General features: G+C 63.1%; 15 protein-coding genes and 1 pseudogene. 9 read left to right on the top strand and 7 right to left on the bottom strand.

The window, feature by feature from the left end; all coding sequences use genetic code 11:
- Positions 1 to 98: 98 nt before the first annotated feature.
- The 4 genes from ruvA to aspS form a co-directional block, all read right to left on the bottom strand.
- The gene (ruvA, locus tag LPB260_RS26820) at positions 99 to 704 is read right to left on the bottom strand and encodes a Holliday junction branch migration protein RuvA (protein WP_208708925.1); all 606 of its coding nucleotides are present in this window, start codon (positions 702 to 704) and stop codon (positions 99 to 101) included.
- Positions 705 to 725: 21 nt separating this feature from the next.
- Entirely contained in the window at positions 726 to 1,250 is a 525-nt protein-coding gene (gene ruvC / locus LPB260_RS26815) for a crossover junction endodeoxyribonuclease RuvC (RefSeq protein WP_208708924.1), read from the bottom strand.
- Positions 1,251 to 1,425: 175 nt separating this feature from the next.
- Entirely contained in the window at positions 1,426 to 2,175 is a 750-nt protein-coding gene (locus tag LPB260_RS26810) for a YebC/PmpR family DNA-binding transcriptional regulator (protein ID WP_208708923.1), read from the bottom strand.
- 83 nt (positions 2,176 to 2,258) lie between these two features.
- A complete protein-coding gene (gene aspS, locus LPB260_RS26805) occupies positions 2,259 to 4,034 on the bottom strand; it encodes an aspartate--tRNA ligase (RefSeq protein WP_208708922.1) in 1,776 nt (591 codons plus the stop codon).
- Between the two features lie 296 nt (positions 4,035 to 4,330).
- Between aspS and LPB260_RS26800 the strand changes: the two genes are divergently transcribed.
- From LPB260_RS26800 to LPB260_RS26785, 5 genes and pseudogenes are all read left to right on the top strand, one after another.
- Entirely contained in the window at positions 4,331 to 5,449 is a 1,119-nt protein-coding gene (locus tag LPB260_RS26800; RefSeq protein ID WP_208708921.1) for an HD domain-containing phosphohydrolase, read from the top strand.
- Between the two features lie 133 nt (positions 5,450 to 5,582).
- Complete coding sequence (locus tag LPB260_RS26795; RefSeq protein ID WP_208708920.1) at positions 5,583 to 6,053, top strand: Dps family protein; 471 nt, start codon at positions 5,583 to 5,585, stop codon at positions 6,051 to 6,053.
- 112 nt (positions 6,054 to 6,165) lie between these two features.
- Positions 6,166 to 7,233 (top strand): GGDEF domain-containing protein, encoded by a 1,068-nt coding sequence (locus LPB260_RS26790; RefSeq protein WP_208708919.1) that lies wholly within the window; start codon positions 6,166 to 6,168, stop codon positions 7,231 to 7,233.
- Between the two features lie 168 nt (positions 7,234 to 7,401).
- Positions 7,402 to 7,722 (top strand): annotated as a pseudogene (locus LPB260_RS29190) (cold shock domain-containing protein membrane protein); the annotation flags it as partial.
- A gap of 24 nt (positions 7,723 to 7,746) precedes the next feature.
- A complete protein-coding gene (locus LPB260_RS26785; RefSeq protein WP_256625652.1) occupies positions 7,747 to 8,004 on the top strand; it encodes a cold-shock protein in 258 nt (85 codons plus the stop codon).
- 55 nt (positions 8,005 to 8,059) lie between these two features.
- Here LPB260_RS26785 and LPB260_RS26780 read toward each other — a convergent pair whose 3' ends face one another.
- Entirely contained in the window at positions 8,060 to 8,266 is a 207-nt protein-coding gene (locus LPB260_RS26780) for a SlyX family protein (RefSeq protein WP_208708918.1), read from the bottom strand.
- A gap of 3 nt (positions 8,267 to 8,269) precedes the next feature.
- Positions 8,270 to 8,692 (bottom strand): HIT domain-containing protein, encoded by a 423-nt coding sequence (locus tag LPB260_RS26775; protein ID WP_208708917.1) that lies wholly within the window; start codon positions 8,690 to 8,692, stop codon positions 8,270 to 8,272.
- A 728-nt stretch (positions 8,693 to 9,420) separates the two neighbouring features.
- On the opposite strand from LPB260_RS26775, the gene LPB260_RS26770 reads away from it, so the two are divergent.
- The gene (locus tag LPB260_RS26770; RefSeq protein ID WP_208708916.1) at positions 9,421 to 10,710 is read left to right on the top strand and encodes an OprD family porin; all 1,290 of its coding nucleotides are present in this window, start codon (positions 9,421 to 9,423) and stop codon (positions 10,708 to 10,710) included.
- Between the two features lie 93 nt (positions 10,711 to 10,803).
- Here LPB260_RS26770 and LPB260_RS26765 read toward each other — a convergent pair whose 3' ends face one another.
- Positions 10,804 to 11,214 (bottom strand): PaaI family thioesterase, encoded by a 411-nt coding sequence (locus LPB260_RS26765; protein WP_208710183.1) that lies wholly within the window; start codon positions 11,212 to 11,214, stop codon positions 10,804 to 10,806.
- A gap of 114 nt (positions 11,215 to 11,328) precedes the next feature.
- Here LPB260_RS26765 and LPB260_RS26760 point away from each other — a divergent pair, with 114 nt between their 5' ends.
- Genes LPB260_RS26760 through LPB260_RS26750 form a run of 3 tightly spaced genes read left to right on the top strand, consistent with a single transcriptional unit; the run spans position 11,329 to position 14,602 of the window.
- Positions 11,329 to 13,044: a proline--tRNA ligase gene (locus LPB260_RS26760; RefSeq protein WP_208708915.1), complete on the top strand. Its 1,716-nt coding sequence runs from the start codon at positions 11,329 to 11,331 to the stop codon at positions 13,042 to 13,044.
- Between the two features lie 24 nt (positions 13,045 to 13,068).
- Positions 13,069 to 14,022, top strand: a complete 954-nt coding sequence (locus LPB260_RS26755; protein ID WP_208708914.1) for a hypothetical protein — start codon at positions 13,069 to 13,071, stop codon at positions 14,020 to 14,022.
- 7 nt (positions 14,023 to 14,029) lie between these two features.
- On the top strand, positions 14,030 to 14,602 hold the full coding sequence (locus LPB260_RS26750) for a transglycosylase SLT domain-containing protein (RefSeq protein ID WP_208708913.1): 573 nt from the start codon (positions 14,030 to 14,032) through the stop codon (positions 14,600 to 14,602).
- Positions 14,603 to 14,625 lie beyond the last annotated feature (23 nt).

Below are 14,625 nucleotides of genomic sequence, written 5' to 3'. Positions count from 1 at the left end.
CCATGAAGCGGCCACACTGGACGCCGTGAAACGGCAAATCAAGAGGCGGTACCCAGGCGCCGACGAACTCCACCGCTCGGCGTGAGCCAGGTCGCACGTTAGATCATGCCCTTGAGGGCGCGGCGGATCATGTCTTCACTGCTCAACCCTTCCTCCTTGATGGCCGAGACCGCGCGACTGGCTTCCTGGGGCTTGTAACCGAGGGAAATCAACGCGCTGACCGCATCATTCTCCGCGCTTGAGACTGCAGCGATGCCCTGAGGTTCCACCACCAGGGTGGCCATTCCGGGCACGGCCTCCCAGGCCTTGAAGCGCCCCTTCAATTCCACCAGCAGGCGCTCGGCGGTCTTCTTGCCGACCCCCGGCACCCTGACCAGGGCCGAGGTGTCCTGGGCCTGCACGCAGCGCACCAGCTCATCGACCTCCAGCCCGGACATCAGGGCCAAGGCCAGTTTCGGGCCGACGCCATTGAGACGGATCAGCTCGCGGAACAGCTCGCGCTCGCGCTTCTCGAAGAAGCCGTAGAGCAGGTGGGCATCCTCACGCACCACCAGATGAGTGTGCAGGGTCAACGACTCGCCCACCGCGGGCAGGCGGTAGAGAGTGGTCATGGGCACCTCCAGCTCGTAGCCGAGGCCATTCACATCCACCATCACATGGGGCGGCTGCTTCTCCGCCAGGGTGCCGCGCAAACGTCCGATCACCGAAATTTTCCTTGAGTAACGTTACAAACGAAGGCGACCGCTGCGCCGCTTCGCGCCGGACAGACCATGGGGAATCAGGCTCTGCCGGTGATGGGCGTGACACAGGGCGATGGCCAGGGCATCCGAAGCGTCGATCTGCGGCTTCTGCACCAGCTTGAGCAGGTGCATTACCATCATCTGCACCTGCTCCTTGTCCGCCCCGCCGCTGCCGGCGATCGCCTGCTTGACCTGGGTGGCGGTGTATTCGGCCACCTCCAGGCCCGCCTCGACCCCCGCGAGGATCGCCGCGCCGCGCGCCTGGCCGAGCTTCAGCGCCGAGTCGGCATTGCGCGCCATGAACACCTGCTCGATCCCCATGGTCACCGGACCGTAACTCTCGATCACCTCGCGCACCCCGCGAAACACGATCTGCAAGCGCTCGGGCAAGGCTCCGCTGCCGGTGCGGATACAGCCGGAGGCGACATATTCGCAACTGCGCCCGGTGTCGCGCACCACACCGTAGCCGGTGATGCGCGAACCGGGATCGATGCCGAGGATCAGGGTCATGACCGGTCTTCCATCCAGGCTGCCGAGACTTGCCGACAACCCTACTGTTTATTTATCCAGCTGGCGAGTATAGGGACTGACCCGCGCCCAGTCACCCGACCAACGCCCATAAAAAAGCCGGAAGCATTCGGGCACGCCTCACCCGATAGCTTCCGGCCCCTCAGTCCCGACTCGATCAGCCAAGCTGCTCCATGATCTCGTCGGGAATCTCGGCGTTGTGGTAGACGTTCTGCACGTCGTCGAGGTCTTCCAGCATGTCGATCAGCCTGATGACCTTCTGCGCGGTTTCCAGGTCCTCGATGGGCGCACCTATCGAGGGAATCATGGCGATCTCGGAGTCATCGCCCTTGAAACCGGCTTCGCCCAATGCCTCGTTGACCGCATGAAAGTCGCTGAAGGGGGTGTAGACCTCGACCGAACCGTCCTCACCGCTGACCACGTCGTCGGCACCGGCCTCCAGGGCGGCCTCCATCAGGGCGTCTTCGTCGACGCCCGGGGCGTAGCTGATATGGCCCTTGCGCTCGAACATGTAGGCCACCGAGCCATCGGTGCCGAGGTTGCCGCCGCACTTGCTGAACGCATGGCGCACTTCGGCGGCGGTGCGGTTGCGATTGTCGGTCATGGCCTCGACGATGATGGCCACACCGTTCGGCGCGTAACCCTCGTAGCTCAGCTCGACGACGTTGTCCGCCTCGTTGTTGCCCGCACCGCGGGCGATGGCGCGATCGATCACGTCACGCGACATGTTGGCGGTCAGCGCCTTGTCCACCGCCAGGCGCAGACGCGGATTGTCCGCCGGCACCGGGCCGCCGTGCTTGGCCGCAACGGTCAGTTCACGAATCAGCTTGGTGAAAATCTTGCCGCGCTTGGCGTCCTGACGCCCCTTGCGGTGCTTGATGTTGGCCCACTTGGAATGACCAGCCATACCTCACTCCATTTGCTTCGAATCAAATAGTACCGCCCCAAAAACCAAGGAGCCTGGAAAATCCAGGCTCCTGTCGGTACGGCTTATTCCGCCTTGGGCTGCTCGCGCAGACGGATGTGCAGCTCGCGCAGCGCCTTGTTGTCCACTTCGCCCGGCGCCTGGGTCATCACGCACGCGGCGCTCTGGGTCTTCGGGAAAGCAATCACTTCGCGGATCGACTGGGCGCCGGTCATCAGCATGACCAGACGATCCAGGCCGAAGGCCAGACCACCGTGAGGCGGGGCACCGAACTTCAGGGCGTCGAGGAGGAAGCCGAACTTCTCCTGCTGCTCATCCTCGCTGATGCCGAGCACGCGGAACACCGCCTGCTGCATGCCCTTGTCGTGGATACGGATGGAACCACCACCCAGCTCGGTGCCGTTGAGCACCATGTCGTAGGCGCGCGACAGGGCGACGGCCGGATTGGCTTCCAGCTCCTCGGCCGTGCAGTTCGGCGAGGTGAAGGGGTGGTGCAGCGACGTCAGGCTGCCGTCGTCGTTCTCCTCGAACATCGGGAAATCGACCACCCACAGCGGCGCCCACTCGCAGGTCAGCAGGTTCAGGTCGTGACCCAGCTTGATGCGCAGCGCACCCAGGGCCTCGCTGACGATCTTGGCCTTGTCCGCACCGAAGAACACGATATCGCCATCGACCGCGCCGACGCGATCGAGGATGACTTCGAGATTTTCCGCCGGGATATTCTTGACGATCGGCGACTGCAGCCCCTCGACGCCCTTGGCGCGCTCGTTGACCTTGATGTAGGCCAGGCCCTTGGCGCCGTAGATACCGACGAACTTGGTGTAGTCGTCGATCTGCTTGCGCGGCATGCTCGCCCCGCCCGGCACGCGCAGCGCGGCGACGCGGCAGGCCGGGTCGTTGGCCGGGCCGCTGAACACCTTGAACTCGACCTGCTGCAGCTGGTCGGCCACATCCACCAGCTCCAGCGGAATGCGCAGGTCCGGCTTGTCCGAGCCGTAGCGGCGCATGGCCTCGGCGAAGCTCATGTGCGGGAACTCGCCGAACTCCACGTCCAGCACTTCCTTGAACAGCTGGCGGATCATCTTCTCGGTGATGCCCATGATGTCGTGCTCATCGAGGAAGCTGGTCTCGATGTCGATCTGGGTGAACTCCGGCTGGCGGTCGGCGCGCAGGTCTTCGTCGCGGAAGCACTTGGCGATCTGGTAGTAGCGGTCGAAGCCGGCCACCATCAACAGCTGCTTGAACAGCTGCGGCGACTGCGGCAGGGCGAAGAAGCTGCCGGCGTGGGTGCGGCTCGGCACCAGGTAGTCGCGCGCGCCTTCCGGCGTGGCGCGGGTGAGGATCGGCGTCTCCACGTCGAGGAAGCCGTTGTCGTCGAGGTAGCGACGAATGCTGGTGGTGATGTTCGAGCGCAGCTTCAGCTTGGCCGCCATTTCCGGGCGACGCAGGTCGATGAAGCGGTAGCGCAGGCGCGTCTCCTCGCCGACGTCGGTGTACTCGTTGAGCGGGAACGGCGGGGTCTCCGCCTCGTTCAGCACTTCCAGCTCATAGCCCAGCACTTCGATGGCGCCGGAGGCCATGTTCGGGTTCACCGCGCCGGCCGGACGCAGGCGCACCTTGCCGGTGAGCTTGACCACATATTCGCTGCGCACCTTGTCGGCAGTGGCGAAGGTGTCCGCGCGATCCGGATCGAATACCACCTGGGCCAGGCCTTCACGGTCGCGAATATCGAGGAAGATCACCCCGCCGTGGTCGCGACGGCGGTGCACCCAACCGCAAAGGGTAACTTCCTGTCCGTCCAGGCTCTCGTTCAGTTGGCCGCAATAGTGGCTGCGCATCATGGTGGTAGTCGCTTCTCTTGAGTCTTGAATTCGTTGAGCCGCAGATCCTGCGGCGCGCTTGATCATTCCAGTGGCTTGCCGACGACCGGTTAGCCCAACCTGCAGGTGAACGCAGCACGCTCGGAAGTCCCGGAGCCCGAATGCGCCAGCGCCACCCGCGCGCCAGACAGCCTTCGACCGGAATGCTGCGGCAAAGCGCGGGATTATATATGGTTAGGCCGTGACATGCAGCCGCCAGCCCGCGCGCAACTGCCAAGCCTCTCTATACTCAGAACGGATTCCGGGGGAGACCGATCATGGCAACACCGCGCATCGCCGAAATGAGCAGCGACCAACTGGACGACTTTCGCCAGGAAGCCACCGAGCAGTTCCAGCGCTGCGAGCAACTGCTGATCGAACTGGAGCATGCGCCGGATGACGAGGAGCGACTGCGCGATCTGTTTCGCCAGGTCCACACGCTCAAGGGCAATCTCGGCATCGTCGGCCTGAGCGCCCTGATCCCCCTGCCGCAAGCACTGGAGGATGTGCTGGACCGCCTGCGCCAGACCCAGCTCGAGTTCGACAGCCTGCTGGGCGACATCCTGCTGCTCAGCCTGGATCACCTGAAGGAGCTGCTCGAACAAGCCTACGGCGGCCGGCCGGCACGCCTGAGCAGCGAACAGATCGACGCCCTCAGCCAGGCCCTGCGCATGCTGGCAGCCGCGCCGAGCGAGCGCCAGACAAGCGTGCGTCGAGCGCTGCTCGAACAACTCGACCCCAGCACCAGCCTGCTCGCCCCTGCCGAGCCAGGCGACCTGCCGGCCGCGGAGCTGGCAAAGCGGCACGGACTGGCGCTCGATGCGGATCTGATGTTCTTCCTCGAGCTGATGCAGGCCAGCGAACGCCGCTCGCACTACTGGCAAGGTCGCGGCATGCGCCAACTGGACCTGGCCCTGAGCATCAATCGCCTCGGCGACACCCCCGAAGATCCGGCCCAGCTGGCGGCCGCCGTGTGCCTGCATGACCTGGGCATGGCCTTTCTGCCACTGTCCATCCTGCACAAGAAGTCCCGCCTCACCGAGGAAGAGCGCACCCAGATACAGGCGCACCCCGACGTCGCCCACGACATGCTCAGGCGCATGCCCACCTGGACCACGGCAGCGCAGATAGTCCAGCAGCACCATGAGCATGCCGACGGCAGCGGCTACCCCAAGGGCCTCACGGAGAGTGAGACGCGACCCGGCGCGCTGATCCTCAATATCGTCGACACCTTCGATGCCCGCACCCACGAGCGGGCCCATCAGACCCTGAGCAAGCGACCGCTGCTGCGGGCGATCCTGGAGATCAACGGACTGGCCGGCAGCCAGTTCAGCGCCCACTGGGTCGACGCCTTCAATCGCACCCTGCACCAGGAGCCCGAGCTGGGACATCGCTGAATCCCCCGCGTCGAGCGCTGCCACTCTATCGCCTTCATTAATAGAGGCTACGGGCAAGCGCTGCCAAGCCCATGCTAGGCTGCCGATCTTTTCAGGGCGAGTTCGCCCCCAGCCAACTGAAAGGAGAAACGGCATGGAGATCAACATCGGAATAGCCGAGCAAGACCGCGCCGCGATTGCCGAGGGCCTGTCGCGACTGCTTGCCGATACCTACACCCTGTACCTGAAAACCCATAACTTCCACTGGAACGTCACCGGCCCGATGTTCAACACCCTGCACCTGATGTTCGAAGGGCAGTACACCGAACTGGCGCTGGCCGTCGACCAGATTGCCGAGCGCATCCGCGCGCTGGGCTTCCCGGCGCCGGGTACGTACGCAGCCTATGCACGCCTGTCCTCGATCAAGGAAGAAGAAGGCGTCCCGAGCGCGCCAGACATGATCAAGCAACTGGTGCAGGGCCAGGAGGCCGTGGTCCGCACCGCTCGCGGCATCTTCCCGCTGCTCGACAAGGTCAGCGATGAACCTACCGCCGACCTCCTGACCCAGCGCATGCAGGTACACGAGAAGACCGCCTGGATGCTGCGCAGCCTGCTGGACGCCTGAGCCAGGCCGATCACCGGCAAGGGGCCCACCCTCGCAGGCGGGCCTTTTGCTAGGCGCAGGGCACGGCGTTGTTCTATGCTTGGGCCATTCGCAGCCTGCCACAGTGACGTGCATGAGCCAGCCAAACAAAGCGCCTACCATCCTAGAGCTCTACCCCGAGGGAACCCGCGAATCGGCCGAACTCCTCAAGCAGGCGGTGCCGCTGATGATGCGTCACGACATTCCGCCGAGCCCACTGCATTACGCCCTCTGGTACAGCTACAGCAAAGGCGACGAACCGGAACTCAATCGCCGCCTGGACAAGATCGTCAACGACTTCGACAGTTTCCCCCCGGAAACGGCAGCCAAGCTCTTTCGCGACTTCATCATTCGCGGCGAGCTGGAAGAGGCACGCGCCGGCCAGCAGCAAGTCATCGAGCTGGTTGACGACATCGAAGGCGATATCTCGCGCAGCGTGGCCGGCAGCCGCAACTACCAACTGAGCCTGGAGCAGGGCCTGGCGGCGCTTCACGAACCGCTGATCGACGAACTGCCCCACGTCCTGACCGACCTGCAGCACAGCACCCAGCAGATGCAGGACCAGCACGAAAAATTTCTCTACCGCCTGCGCGCCGCCCAGGACGAGATCCAGCATCTGCGCAGCCAGCTCGAACGGGCCCACCTGGCCGCGACCCTGGACAGCCTGACCCGCGTCTTCAACCGCAACGCCTTTACTCGCCTGCTCGAACAGACATTGAACGGCGACCATCAGGGCGTCGCCCTGGTGATGCTGGACATCGACCACTTCAAGCAGTTCAACGACCAATACGGCCACCCGCTGGGCGACCGCGTGCTGCAGACGATCGGTCAACTGCTGCGTGACACCCTGCCTCCCCGCGCCATGGCTGCCCGTTATGGCGGTGAAGAGTTCTGCATCATCCTGCGCGAATGCTTCGACCTGGAAAGCGCCGGCGCCTTCGCCGAACAACTGCGTCTGAAGATCCAGTCCCTGCGAATCAAGGTCAGGCGAACCGATCAGGTACTCGACAGCATCACCGCCTCGTTCGGCTTTGCCCTTGCCGAAGCCGGAGACACGGTCGAAAGCCTGTTGACCCGTGCCGACGACGCGCTCTATCAAGCCAAGCGCAACGGCCGCAACCAGGCCCAGCCAAGCCCCACGAAAGCCGAAATCAGCGCCTGATTGAGTAGCCCTCTTCTTTGCTGTTAAATACGCCCGGTGCTGCCGCCCGAGCCTTCGGGTCGGCGCATAGGCTGATCCCGCACGCATCTTCAAAGCCCCTCATTCACGGCCAAGCATGCAGGGCCAGCTCTTCCTTGCGATTCTTTTATTAAAGCGAGCTCCGCAAACATGTTGAAAATTGTTCACCTTCTGACGGGCACGGCCGCGTTACTGCTGTCCTTGACGCCCAGCTTCGGTAGTACCGCCCAGCCATTTCTGCAGCATCCTGACGCCCTCTGCCTCGCCCTGTTCGGCCTGCTCAACCTGCTTCTGGCACCACAACTGCCCATCTGGCACGCCGGCTTGCGCCATCAATTGCAAAACCTGGTTTCCGCCGCGCTGATACTGGGTACCTTGCTGCAAGCGCTGATCCTGCTTGCCCCCCTTCCAATGATCGCCAACCTGCCGGCCACCCTGTTCAGCCTGCTCAGCATCCTGGCCGCCGTACTCCTTCACCTGGGCACCAACCTGCGCCTGCAAGTACGTACCCACAGCTCGACAGCCAGCAGCGCAGACCGCGAAACCGGCACGGTGAAGTGGTTCAACACCTCCAAGGGCTTCGGCTTTATCTCCCGCGACTCGGGCGACGATATCTTCGTGCACTTTCGCGCCATTCGCGGCGAAGGCCATCGGGTACTGGTCGAAGGTCAGCGCGTCGAGTTCTCCGTGATGCAGCGCGACAAAGGCCTGCAGGCGGAAGACGTCATCGCCGCCCTGCCCGCCCGCCGCTGAGCCGACACCCAACAAAAAAGCCCGCGAAATGCGGGCTTTTTTGTTGGCGCACCCATCAATAATGCGGTGGTGGCGCCTCGTCATCAGCTGCGTCGAGCTGCCCACCGATTTCCTCCTGGCGCTTGGCCAAGGCCTCCAATTGCAACTGCACGCGCTCAAGTACACGCTGTTGCGCCACCAATTCATCATTGAGGGCCTGAATAGTGTCGTCCTGGAACGCCAAACGGCTTTCCAACTCTGTAATGCGCGCTTCTACACTCATCGGTCACTCCTCAAAGCGGAAGTTGTCGGTCAGCACCAAGCGTAACTTAGCCTTGATCGCCGCCACCTGATCATCCCCATATGGTAGAGCCGGGTTTCTGCCCCATACCGGCGCTGGCCAGGCCGCGTCGCCACGTCGCCGCACTATGACATGCATATGCAGCTGACTGACCACGTTGCCCAGGGTCGCGATATTCATCTTGTCGGCAGCGAAGGTGTCCTTGAGCGTTTCGGCCAACAAGGTGATCTCCTGCCAGAGCGCCCGCTGATCGCCGGCATCGAGCTGAAACAATTCGCTGACCTCCTCACGACGCGGCACCAGAATGAACCACGGGTAGTGCGCATCGTTCATCAGCAGCAACCTGCACAGGGGGAAATCTCCGATTACCAGAGTGTCCTGCTGCAGACGTGAATCCAAGGCAAACATTCAAGCCTCTCCGCTCGACCAGTTAATAGGAACAGCTTAGCGCCAGAAACCCCAGGCGGGCGCACCAAGCCTGCACGCGCACAGGATACGTGGGAAAAGCTGCGGCTTCACACCCGCCAACCCAGCCCGCAGCCTCGCACCACCGCAAGCCACTGACCACACAGTCACCCGAGAGGCGCACCATAATGTTTCCTCCCGTAATACATACTGCGCCTGCGTTACCGCTAGCGCCCCGCCGGAACGAACAAAAGGCACGTGCGCGCCGGCCCGCAACAAAGCAAACAGCGGACGCTCCGCCTAGTCATCTGCCCTATCTAGTACTCCAACCCCCGCCAACACTGCACCTGGCGCCGATCTTCCAGGCGTCATGACAGCCACTTGGGAAGTTGGAAGTTCACGTATGACGAGTCGTATACAGTTTGAGCACGGGTTTTGCTTTATGCTTCGCCCGTGCCCGGACCGCCTGAGCGCGCCCGGCACAGCCTGGTTGCTCGCAACCGAAACGCTGAATTTTGTCTACGCTAGAGGCCGCCGGGAACAATCTACAGATTTGCGACATTCATCATAGGCATTTGCGACAGCACCTCGATGAACGCGAAAGGAATAGATTGCAACTATCGCCAACTTTGGCTGCGTGCTATAAGTTAGCGCCGACACAAAAAGAAAGAGCCGCCCATACAACAACTTAGTGGGCAGCGCAACTCTTCTAAACCAAAGGAGCAATCACGATGCAAGTGATGAAGTGGAGCGTAATCGCCCTGGCTGTAGCCGCGGGCACCACCCAACTGGCCTTCGCCTCGAGCCAGTCCGAATCCAAAGGCTTCGTTGAAGACGCCAAGTTCAACATCTTCAACCGCGCGCTGTACCACAACCGCGACTACCGCAATGGTGCTTCGAACAGCAACAGCAAGGCCGGCGTAACCAATGGCTACTTCGAAGAATTCGGCCTGGGCATTCGCCTGCTGGCCGAATCTGGGTTTACTCAGGGCACCGTTGGCGTGGGCGTCGACGCACACAGCCTGAGCAGCATCAAGCTGGACAGCGGCCGCGGTCGCACCCGTGGCTTCGACCAGTTCGGCCTTAACGATGAAGGCCGCCCTGAGGACACCCAGAGCGAAGTCGGCGGCGCCATCAAATTCCGCATTTCCGACACCGTCTTGAAATACGGCAATCAGATGACTGGTAGCCCGGTATTTAGCACTGACGATAGCCGCATCCTGCCGGAAGTCGCCACCGGCACCCTGCTGACCAGCAACGAAATCGAAGGCCTGGAGCTGACCGCCGGCCGTTTCACCGCCATTAGCAGCCAGTATCAGAGCGCTCGCGACGACCTTCGCCTGAATGAGATCAACATCGTCGGCGCTGGCTACAGCTTCACCGACAATTTCTATGGCGCTATCCACGCCTCCGACGCCGAAGATCACTTCAAGAAGACCTACGTCAACTTGAACTACAACCTGCCCCTGGCCGACTCCCAGGCGCTGAACTTCGACTTCAATGGCTATCGGACCAACGGCCAAGGCAAAGAATTGTCGGGCGAAGTCGACAACACCATCTGGAGCTTGGCGGCTGCCTACTCCATGGGCGCCCACAAGCTGACCCTGGCTCACCAGCGCTCCAAAGGCGATAGCGGCTATAGCTACGGCAATATCGACGGCGGCGGCACCATCTGGCTGTCCAACTCGGTCCAGGTTTCCGACTTCAACAATGAAGACGAGACATCCTGGCAGGTGCGTTACGACCTGAACATGGCCGAGTACGGCGTTCCAGGCCTGAGCTTCATGACCCGCTACATCACTGGCGAAGACATCACCCTGCGCAACGGTGCCGGCGTGATTACTAGCACCGGCGAAAAAGAGCACGAGTGGGATATCGAAGGCAAGTACGTGATTCAGGAAGGTGCCGCCAAGGACCTGTCCTTCCGCGTACGTAATGCCATCCTGCGCGCTAATAGTGGCGTGATCCGCGACACCAATGACTTCCGCATCATCGTCGAATACCCGCTGAGCGTGCTGTAAGCCAGCGTTAGTTCGATAGCAATACGAAAAAGCCCGGCTCTGCCGGGCTTTTTCTTTTCTGCAACGCTTATCGCGACCGAACCATCCCCAGATCTATGTCATCGGCAGGGCATAGGTCCCGGTAACGTGGGCCACCAACTCATCCTCATTGCCCGCCGAGTAGAGCGACACCTCGCACACGGCCTGACGCCGACTCAGGCGCAGAATCCGTGCTTCGGCCAGCAGATCCACCGGCCGGGGCTTGACCAGGAAGTTGATGTTCAGGTTCGAGGTCACCGCCATCTCCACCCGCCCCAGACGGCCCAGCACCACCGCGTACATGGCCGCATCGCCCAGCGCCATGATGGTCGGGCCTGAGATCGTGCCGCCCGGTCGCACCAGCTTGCGGTGAAACGGCACCCGCGCCAGCACGCTGGCTTCATCCAGTCGATCGATGCACAGGTCGATGTCCTCGGCCATCGGCAATCCGGCCCGTATCAGCGCCTGGACCTCCTGCGCCGTCAGTTTCGACATAGCTCCTCCATATCGAGCGACTCCTCTGCAACCTGTACGCCACAGTACAGGCACCGTACAATGCCGGCCTATCAAACGCCCTTGCAACCGACAAAACGGCCAATCATGCGTACCAGTCAGTTCCTGCTCTCGACCCTGAAAGAAACCCCTTCCGATGCCGTGGTGATCAGTCACCAGCTGATGCTGCGCGCCGGGATGATCCGCAAACTGGCTTCGGGGCTGTATACCTGGCTGCCGATGGGCCTGCGCGTGCTGCGCAAGGTGGAAAAGGTGGTGCGTGAAGAAATGAACGCCGCCGGTGCCCTCGAGGTGCTCATGCCCGGCATTCAGCCGGCCGAGCTGTGGCAGGAATCCGGGCGCTGGGAGCAGTACGGCCCCGAGCTGCTGCGCATGCAGGACCGTCACGGCCGCGACTTCTGCGCCGGCCCGACCCACGAGGAAGTAATCACCGATCTGGCGCGCAACGAGCTGAACAGCTACAAGCAGCTGCCGATCAACCTGTATCAGATCCAGACCAAGTTCCGCGACGAGATCCGCCCGCGCTTCGGCCTGATGCGTGGCCGCGAGTTCATCATGAAGGACGCCTACTCCTTCCATGTCGATCAGGCTTCGCTGCAGGAAACCTACGACCGCATGCACCAGGCCTACTGCAACGTGTTCACCCGCCTGGGCCTGAACTTCCGCCCGGTGCAGGCCGACACCGGGTCGATCGGCGGCACCGGCTCCCATGAGTTCCATGTCCTGGCCGACTCCGGCGAGGACGATATCGCCTTCAGCGACAGCTCCAACTACGCCGCCAACATCGAGAAGGCCGAAGCCGTGCCGCGGGAAACCGAGCGCGGCGCCGCCAGCGAAGAGCTGCGCCTGGTCGACACCCCCAACACCAAGACCATCAACGACCTGGTGGAAGGCTACGACCTGCCGATCGAGAAGACCATCAAGACCCTGGTGGTGCATGGCGCCGAACCTGGCACCCTCATCGCCCTGATCATCCGCGGCGACCATGAGCTGAACGAGATCAAGGCCGCCAATCTGGAGCAGGTCGCCAGCCCTTTGACGATGGCGACCGAAGCCGAGCTGCGCGCCGCCATCGGCGCCGGCGCCGGCTCCCTCGGCCCGCTGAACCTGCCACTGCCGTGCATCGTCGATCGCTCCGTCGCCCTGATGAGCGACTTCGCCATCGGCGCCAACATCGACGACAAGCACTACTTCGGGGTCAACTGGGAGCGCGACCTGCCGCTGCCACCAGTGGCCGACCTGCGCAACGTGGTGGCCGGCGACCCGAGCCCCGACGGCCAGGGCACCCTGGTGATCAAGCGCGGTATCGAAGTCGGGCACATCTTCCAGCTCGGTACCAAGTACAGCGAAGCCTTGAACTGCCAGGTACTGGGCGAGAGCGGCAAGCCGGTAACCCTGACCATGGGCTGCTACGGTATCGGCGTCTCGCGCGTGGTAGCGGCCGCCATCGAGCAGAACAACGACGAGCGCGGCATTCTCTGGAACGACGCCCTGGCGCCCTTCCACATTGCCCTGGTGCCGCTGCGCTACGAAACCGAGGCGGTACGTGAAGCCACCGACAAGCTGTACTCCGAACTCACCGCCGCCGGCTACGAAGTACTGCTCGACGACCGTGACAAGAAGACCAGCCCGGGCATCAAGTTTGCCGACATGGAGCTGATCGGCATCCCGCATCGCATCGTGGTCAGCGATCGCGGCCTGGCCGACGGCAACCTCGAGTACAAGAGCCGGCAGGAAACCGATGCACAGGCAGTGCCCGTCGCCGATATCCTGCCGTTTATCCAGGCACGCATCAGCCGCTGATTTCAGCCTTTATCAAGAGCCATCATGTTCAAGCGAAGCTCCCTCCGCCTCGTCGGCGCCGCACTCTGCGGCGCTGTCTTCATCAGTGGCTGCGCCAACCAGTTGCCGCAGCGCAGCGAGCATGAAGAGCGTATCGAACGCAAACTGCTGGCCCACAGCCTGCAAATCGATGCCGGCGAACCCGGCGTGCTGGAGCTGCCGCAACGCCGCGTGCGCATACAGGAACAGAAGACCTTCGAGGTCACCGCATTCGAGGTCACCCGCCGCTATGACCGCTACACGCCCTACCAGGCGTGGCGCGAGCTCTACGAGGTTCCGCTCGGCGCGCTGGCCCTGGTTGCCGGCATCGGCGCCAATGCACTCAACGTCGTGATGCTCGGGCGCCTGCCCGACAGTGCCACCAAGGACTGGATCAGCTACGGCTTTGCCGGCCTCAACCCGGCCATGAACGCCGAGTCCAATGGCCGCTCACAGCAGAACCTCGCCAGCCTCGAGGAACAGCGCCAGGACGCCCGCATGGAGTACTCCAGCCTGCCCTGGGCCGAACGTCCGGTACTGGTCAAGGCCGGCGAGCAGACCCATGAGCTGCTTACCGACCGCAACGGCGTGCTGCGCCTCAACCTGCTCGACAGCCCCTTCGCCGAACAGGACGTCAACCGCATCGGCTCCCTGCTCCTGCAGGTCGAAGATCCCCAGGGCTCCGCCAGCGCGGAAGCCACCCTGCTGGTCAGCCGCACCCTGCGCGGCAAGCTGCAGGAAGCCCACGGCCTGATCTACGACGATCTGGAAGACGACGATGTCGAACAGTGGGTGCACCGGGTCAAGCGCCTGTCCGAACTGGGCCTGGAGGAGGAAGCCAGCGAACTGGAGCAGAGCCTGATCGAACTGACGCGCAACGATCCCGAGCTGCAGGAAAGCTTTCTCCAGGCCCTGACCCGGGACGCCGGTCGCCTGGTGGCCGACCCCGGCGCCGACTGACGTAGCCATGCCTTCGCGCCTGGCCCTGGCGACGCTGCTGCTGTGCCTGTGCGCGACCAGCCATGCCAGCCTGCGCCAGGCCCCGGACCCCGAACTGCGCGACGTGCTGCAGCGCACGGTGGCCGAAGCCGACAGTTTTCAGGATCGCTTCGACGCCGAAGTCTGGCTGCTGGACATGTCCACCCGCCTGGCGCGCTATGTGCCCGCACCGCAACAGCGCCTGAGCCTGCTCCGGCTGGTGCATCGAGAGGCCAGCAAGGCCGGGCTGCGACCGGATCTGGTACTGGCGTTGATCCATGCCGAAAGCCACTTCGACCGCTTCGCCATTTCGTCGGCCGGCGCCCAGGGCATGATGCAGGTGATGCCGTTCTGGAAGGCCGAACTCGGCCGACCGCAGGACAACCTCACCGATATCGCCACCAACCTGCGCTACGGCTGCACCATCCTCAGCTTCTATCTGCGCAAGGAGAACGGCAACCTGACCCGCGCCCTGGCGCGCTACAACGGCAGCCTCGGCCAGCAGCGCTACCCGGCCAAGGTGATCGGCTTCTGGCATGACTTCTGGTACGTCAAACCCTAGCCCGCACGCGCCGACTTGATTGG

The sequence above is a fragment of the Pseudomonas sp. LPB0260 genome, assembly GCF_013388395.1.
The sequence above is the reverse complement of the archived record's forward strand: the minus strand, read 5'-3'. Positions and strand labels throughout refer to the sequence as shown.

What these genes read in the sequence shown, in the direction of transcription:
- ruvC (WP_208708924.1), bottom strand. Translation starts at nt 1,250, where the DNA reads ATGACCCTGATCCTCGGCATCGATCCCGGTTCGCGCATCACCGGCTAC.
- LPB260_RS26810 (WP_208708923.1), bottom strand. Translation starts at nt 2,175, where the DNA reads ATGGCTGGTCATTCCAAGTGGGCCAACATCAAGCACCGCAAGGGGCGT.
- aspS (WP_208708922.1), bottom strand. Translation starts at nt 4,034, where the DNA reads ATGATGCGCAGCCACTATTGCGGCCAACTGAACGAGAGCCTGGACGGA.
- LPB260_RS26800 (WP_208708921.1), top strand. Translation starts at nt 4,331, where the DNA reads ATGGCAACACCGCGCATCGCCGAAATGAGCAGCGACCAACTGGACGAC.
- LPB260_RS26795 (WP_208708920.1), top strand. Translation starts at nt 5,583, where the DNA reads ATGGAGATCAACATCGGAATAGCCGAGCAAGACCGCGCCGCGATTGCC.
- LPB260_RS26790 (WP_208708919.1), top strand. Translation starts at nt 6,166, where the DNA reads ATGAGCCAGCCAAACAAAGCGCCTACCATCCTAGAGCTCTACCCCGAG.
- LPB260_RS26780 (WP_208708918.1), bottom strand. Translation starts at nt 8,266, where the DNA reads ATGAGTGTAGAAGCGCGCATTACAGAGTTGGAAAGCCGTTTGGCGTTC.
- LPB260_RS26775 (WP_208708917.1), bottom strand. Translation starts at nt 8,692, where the DNA reads ATGTTTGCCTTGGATTCACGTCTGCAGCAGGACACTCTGGTAATCGGA.
- LPB260_RS26770 (WP_208708916.1), top strand. Translation starts at nt 9,421, where the DNA reads ATGCAAGTGATGAAGTGGAGCGTAATCGCCCTGGCTGTAGCCGCGGGC.
- LPB260_RS26760 (WP_208708915.1), top strand. Translation starts at nt 11,329, where the DNA reads ATGCGTACCAGTCAGTTCCTGCTCTCGACCCTGAAAGAAACCCCTTCC.
- LPB260_RS26755 (WP_208708914.1), top strand. Translation starts at nt 13,069, where the DNA reads ATGTTCAAGCGAAGCTCCCTCCGCCTCGTCGGCGCCGCACTCTGCGGC.
- LPB260_RS26750 (WP_208708913.1), top strand. Translation starts at nt 14,030, where the DNA reads ATGCCTTCGCGCCTGGCCCTGGCGACGCTGCTGCTGTGCCTGTGCGCG.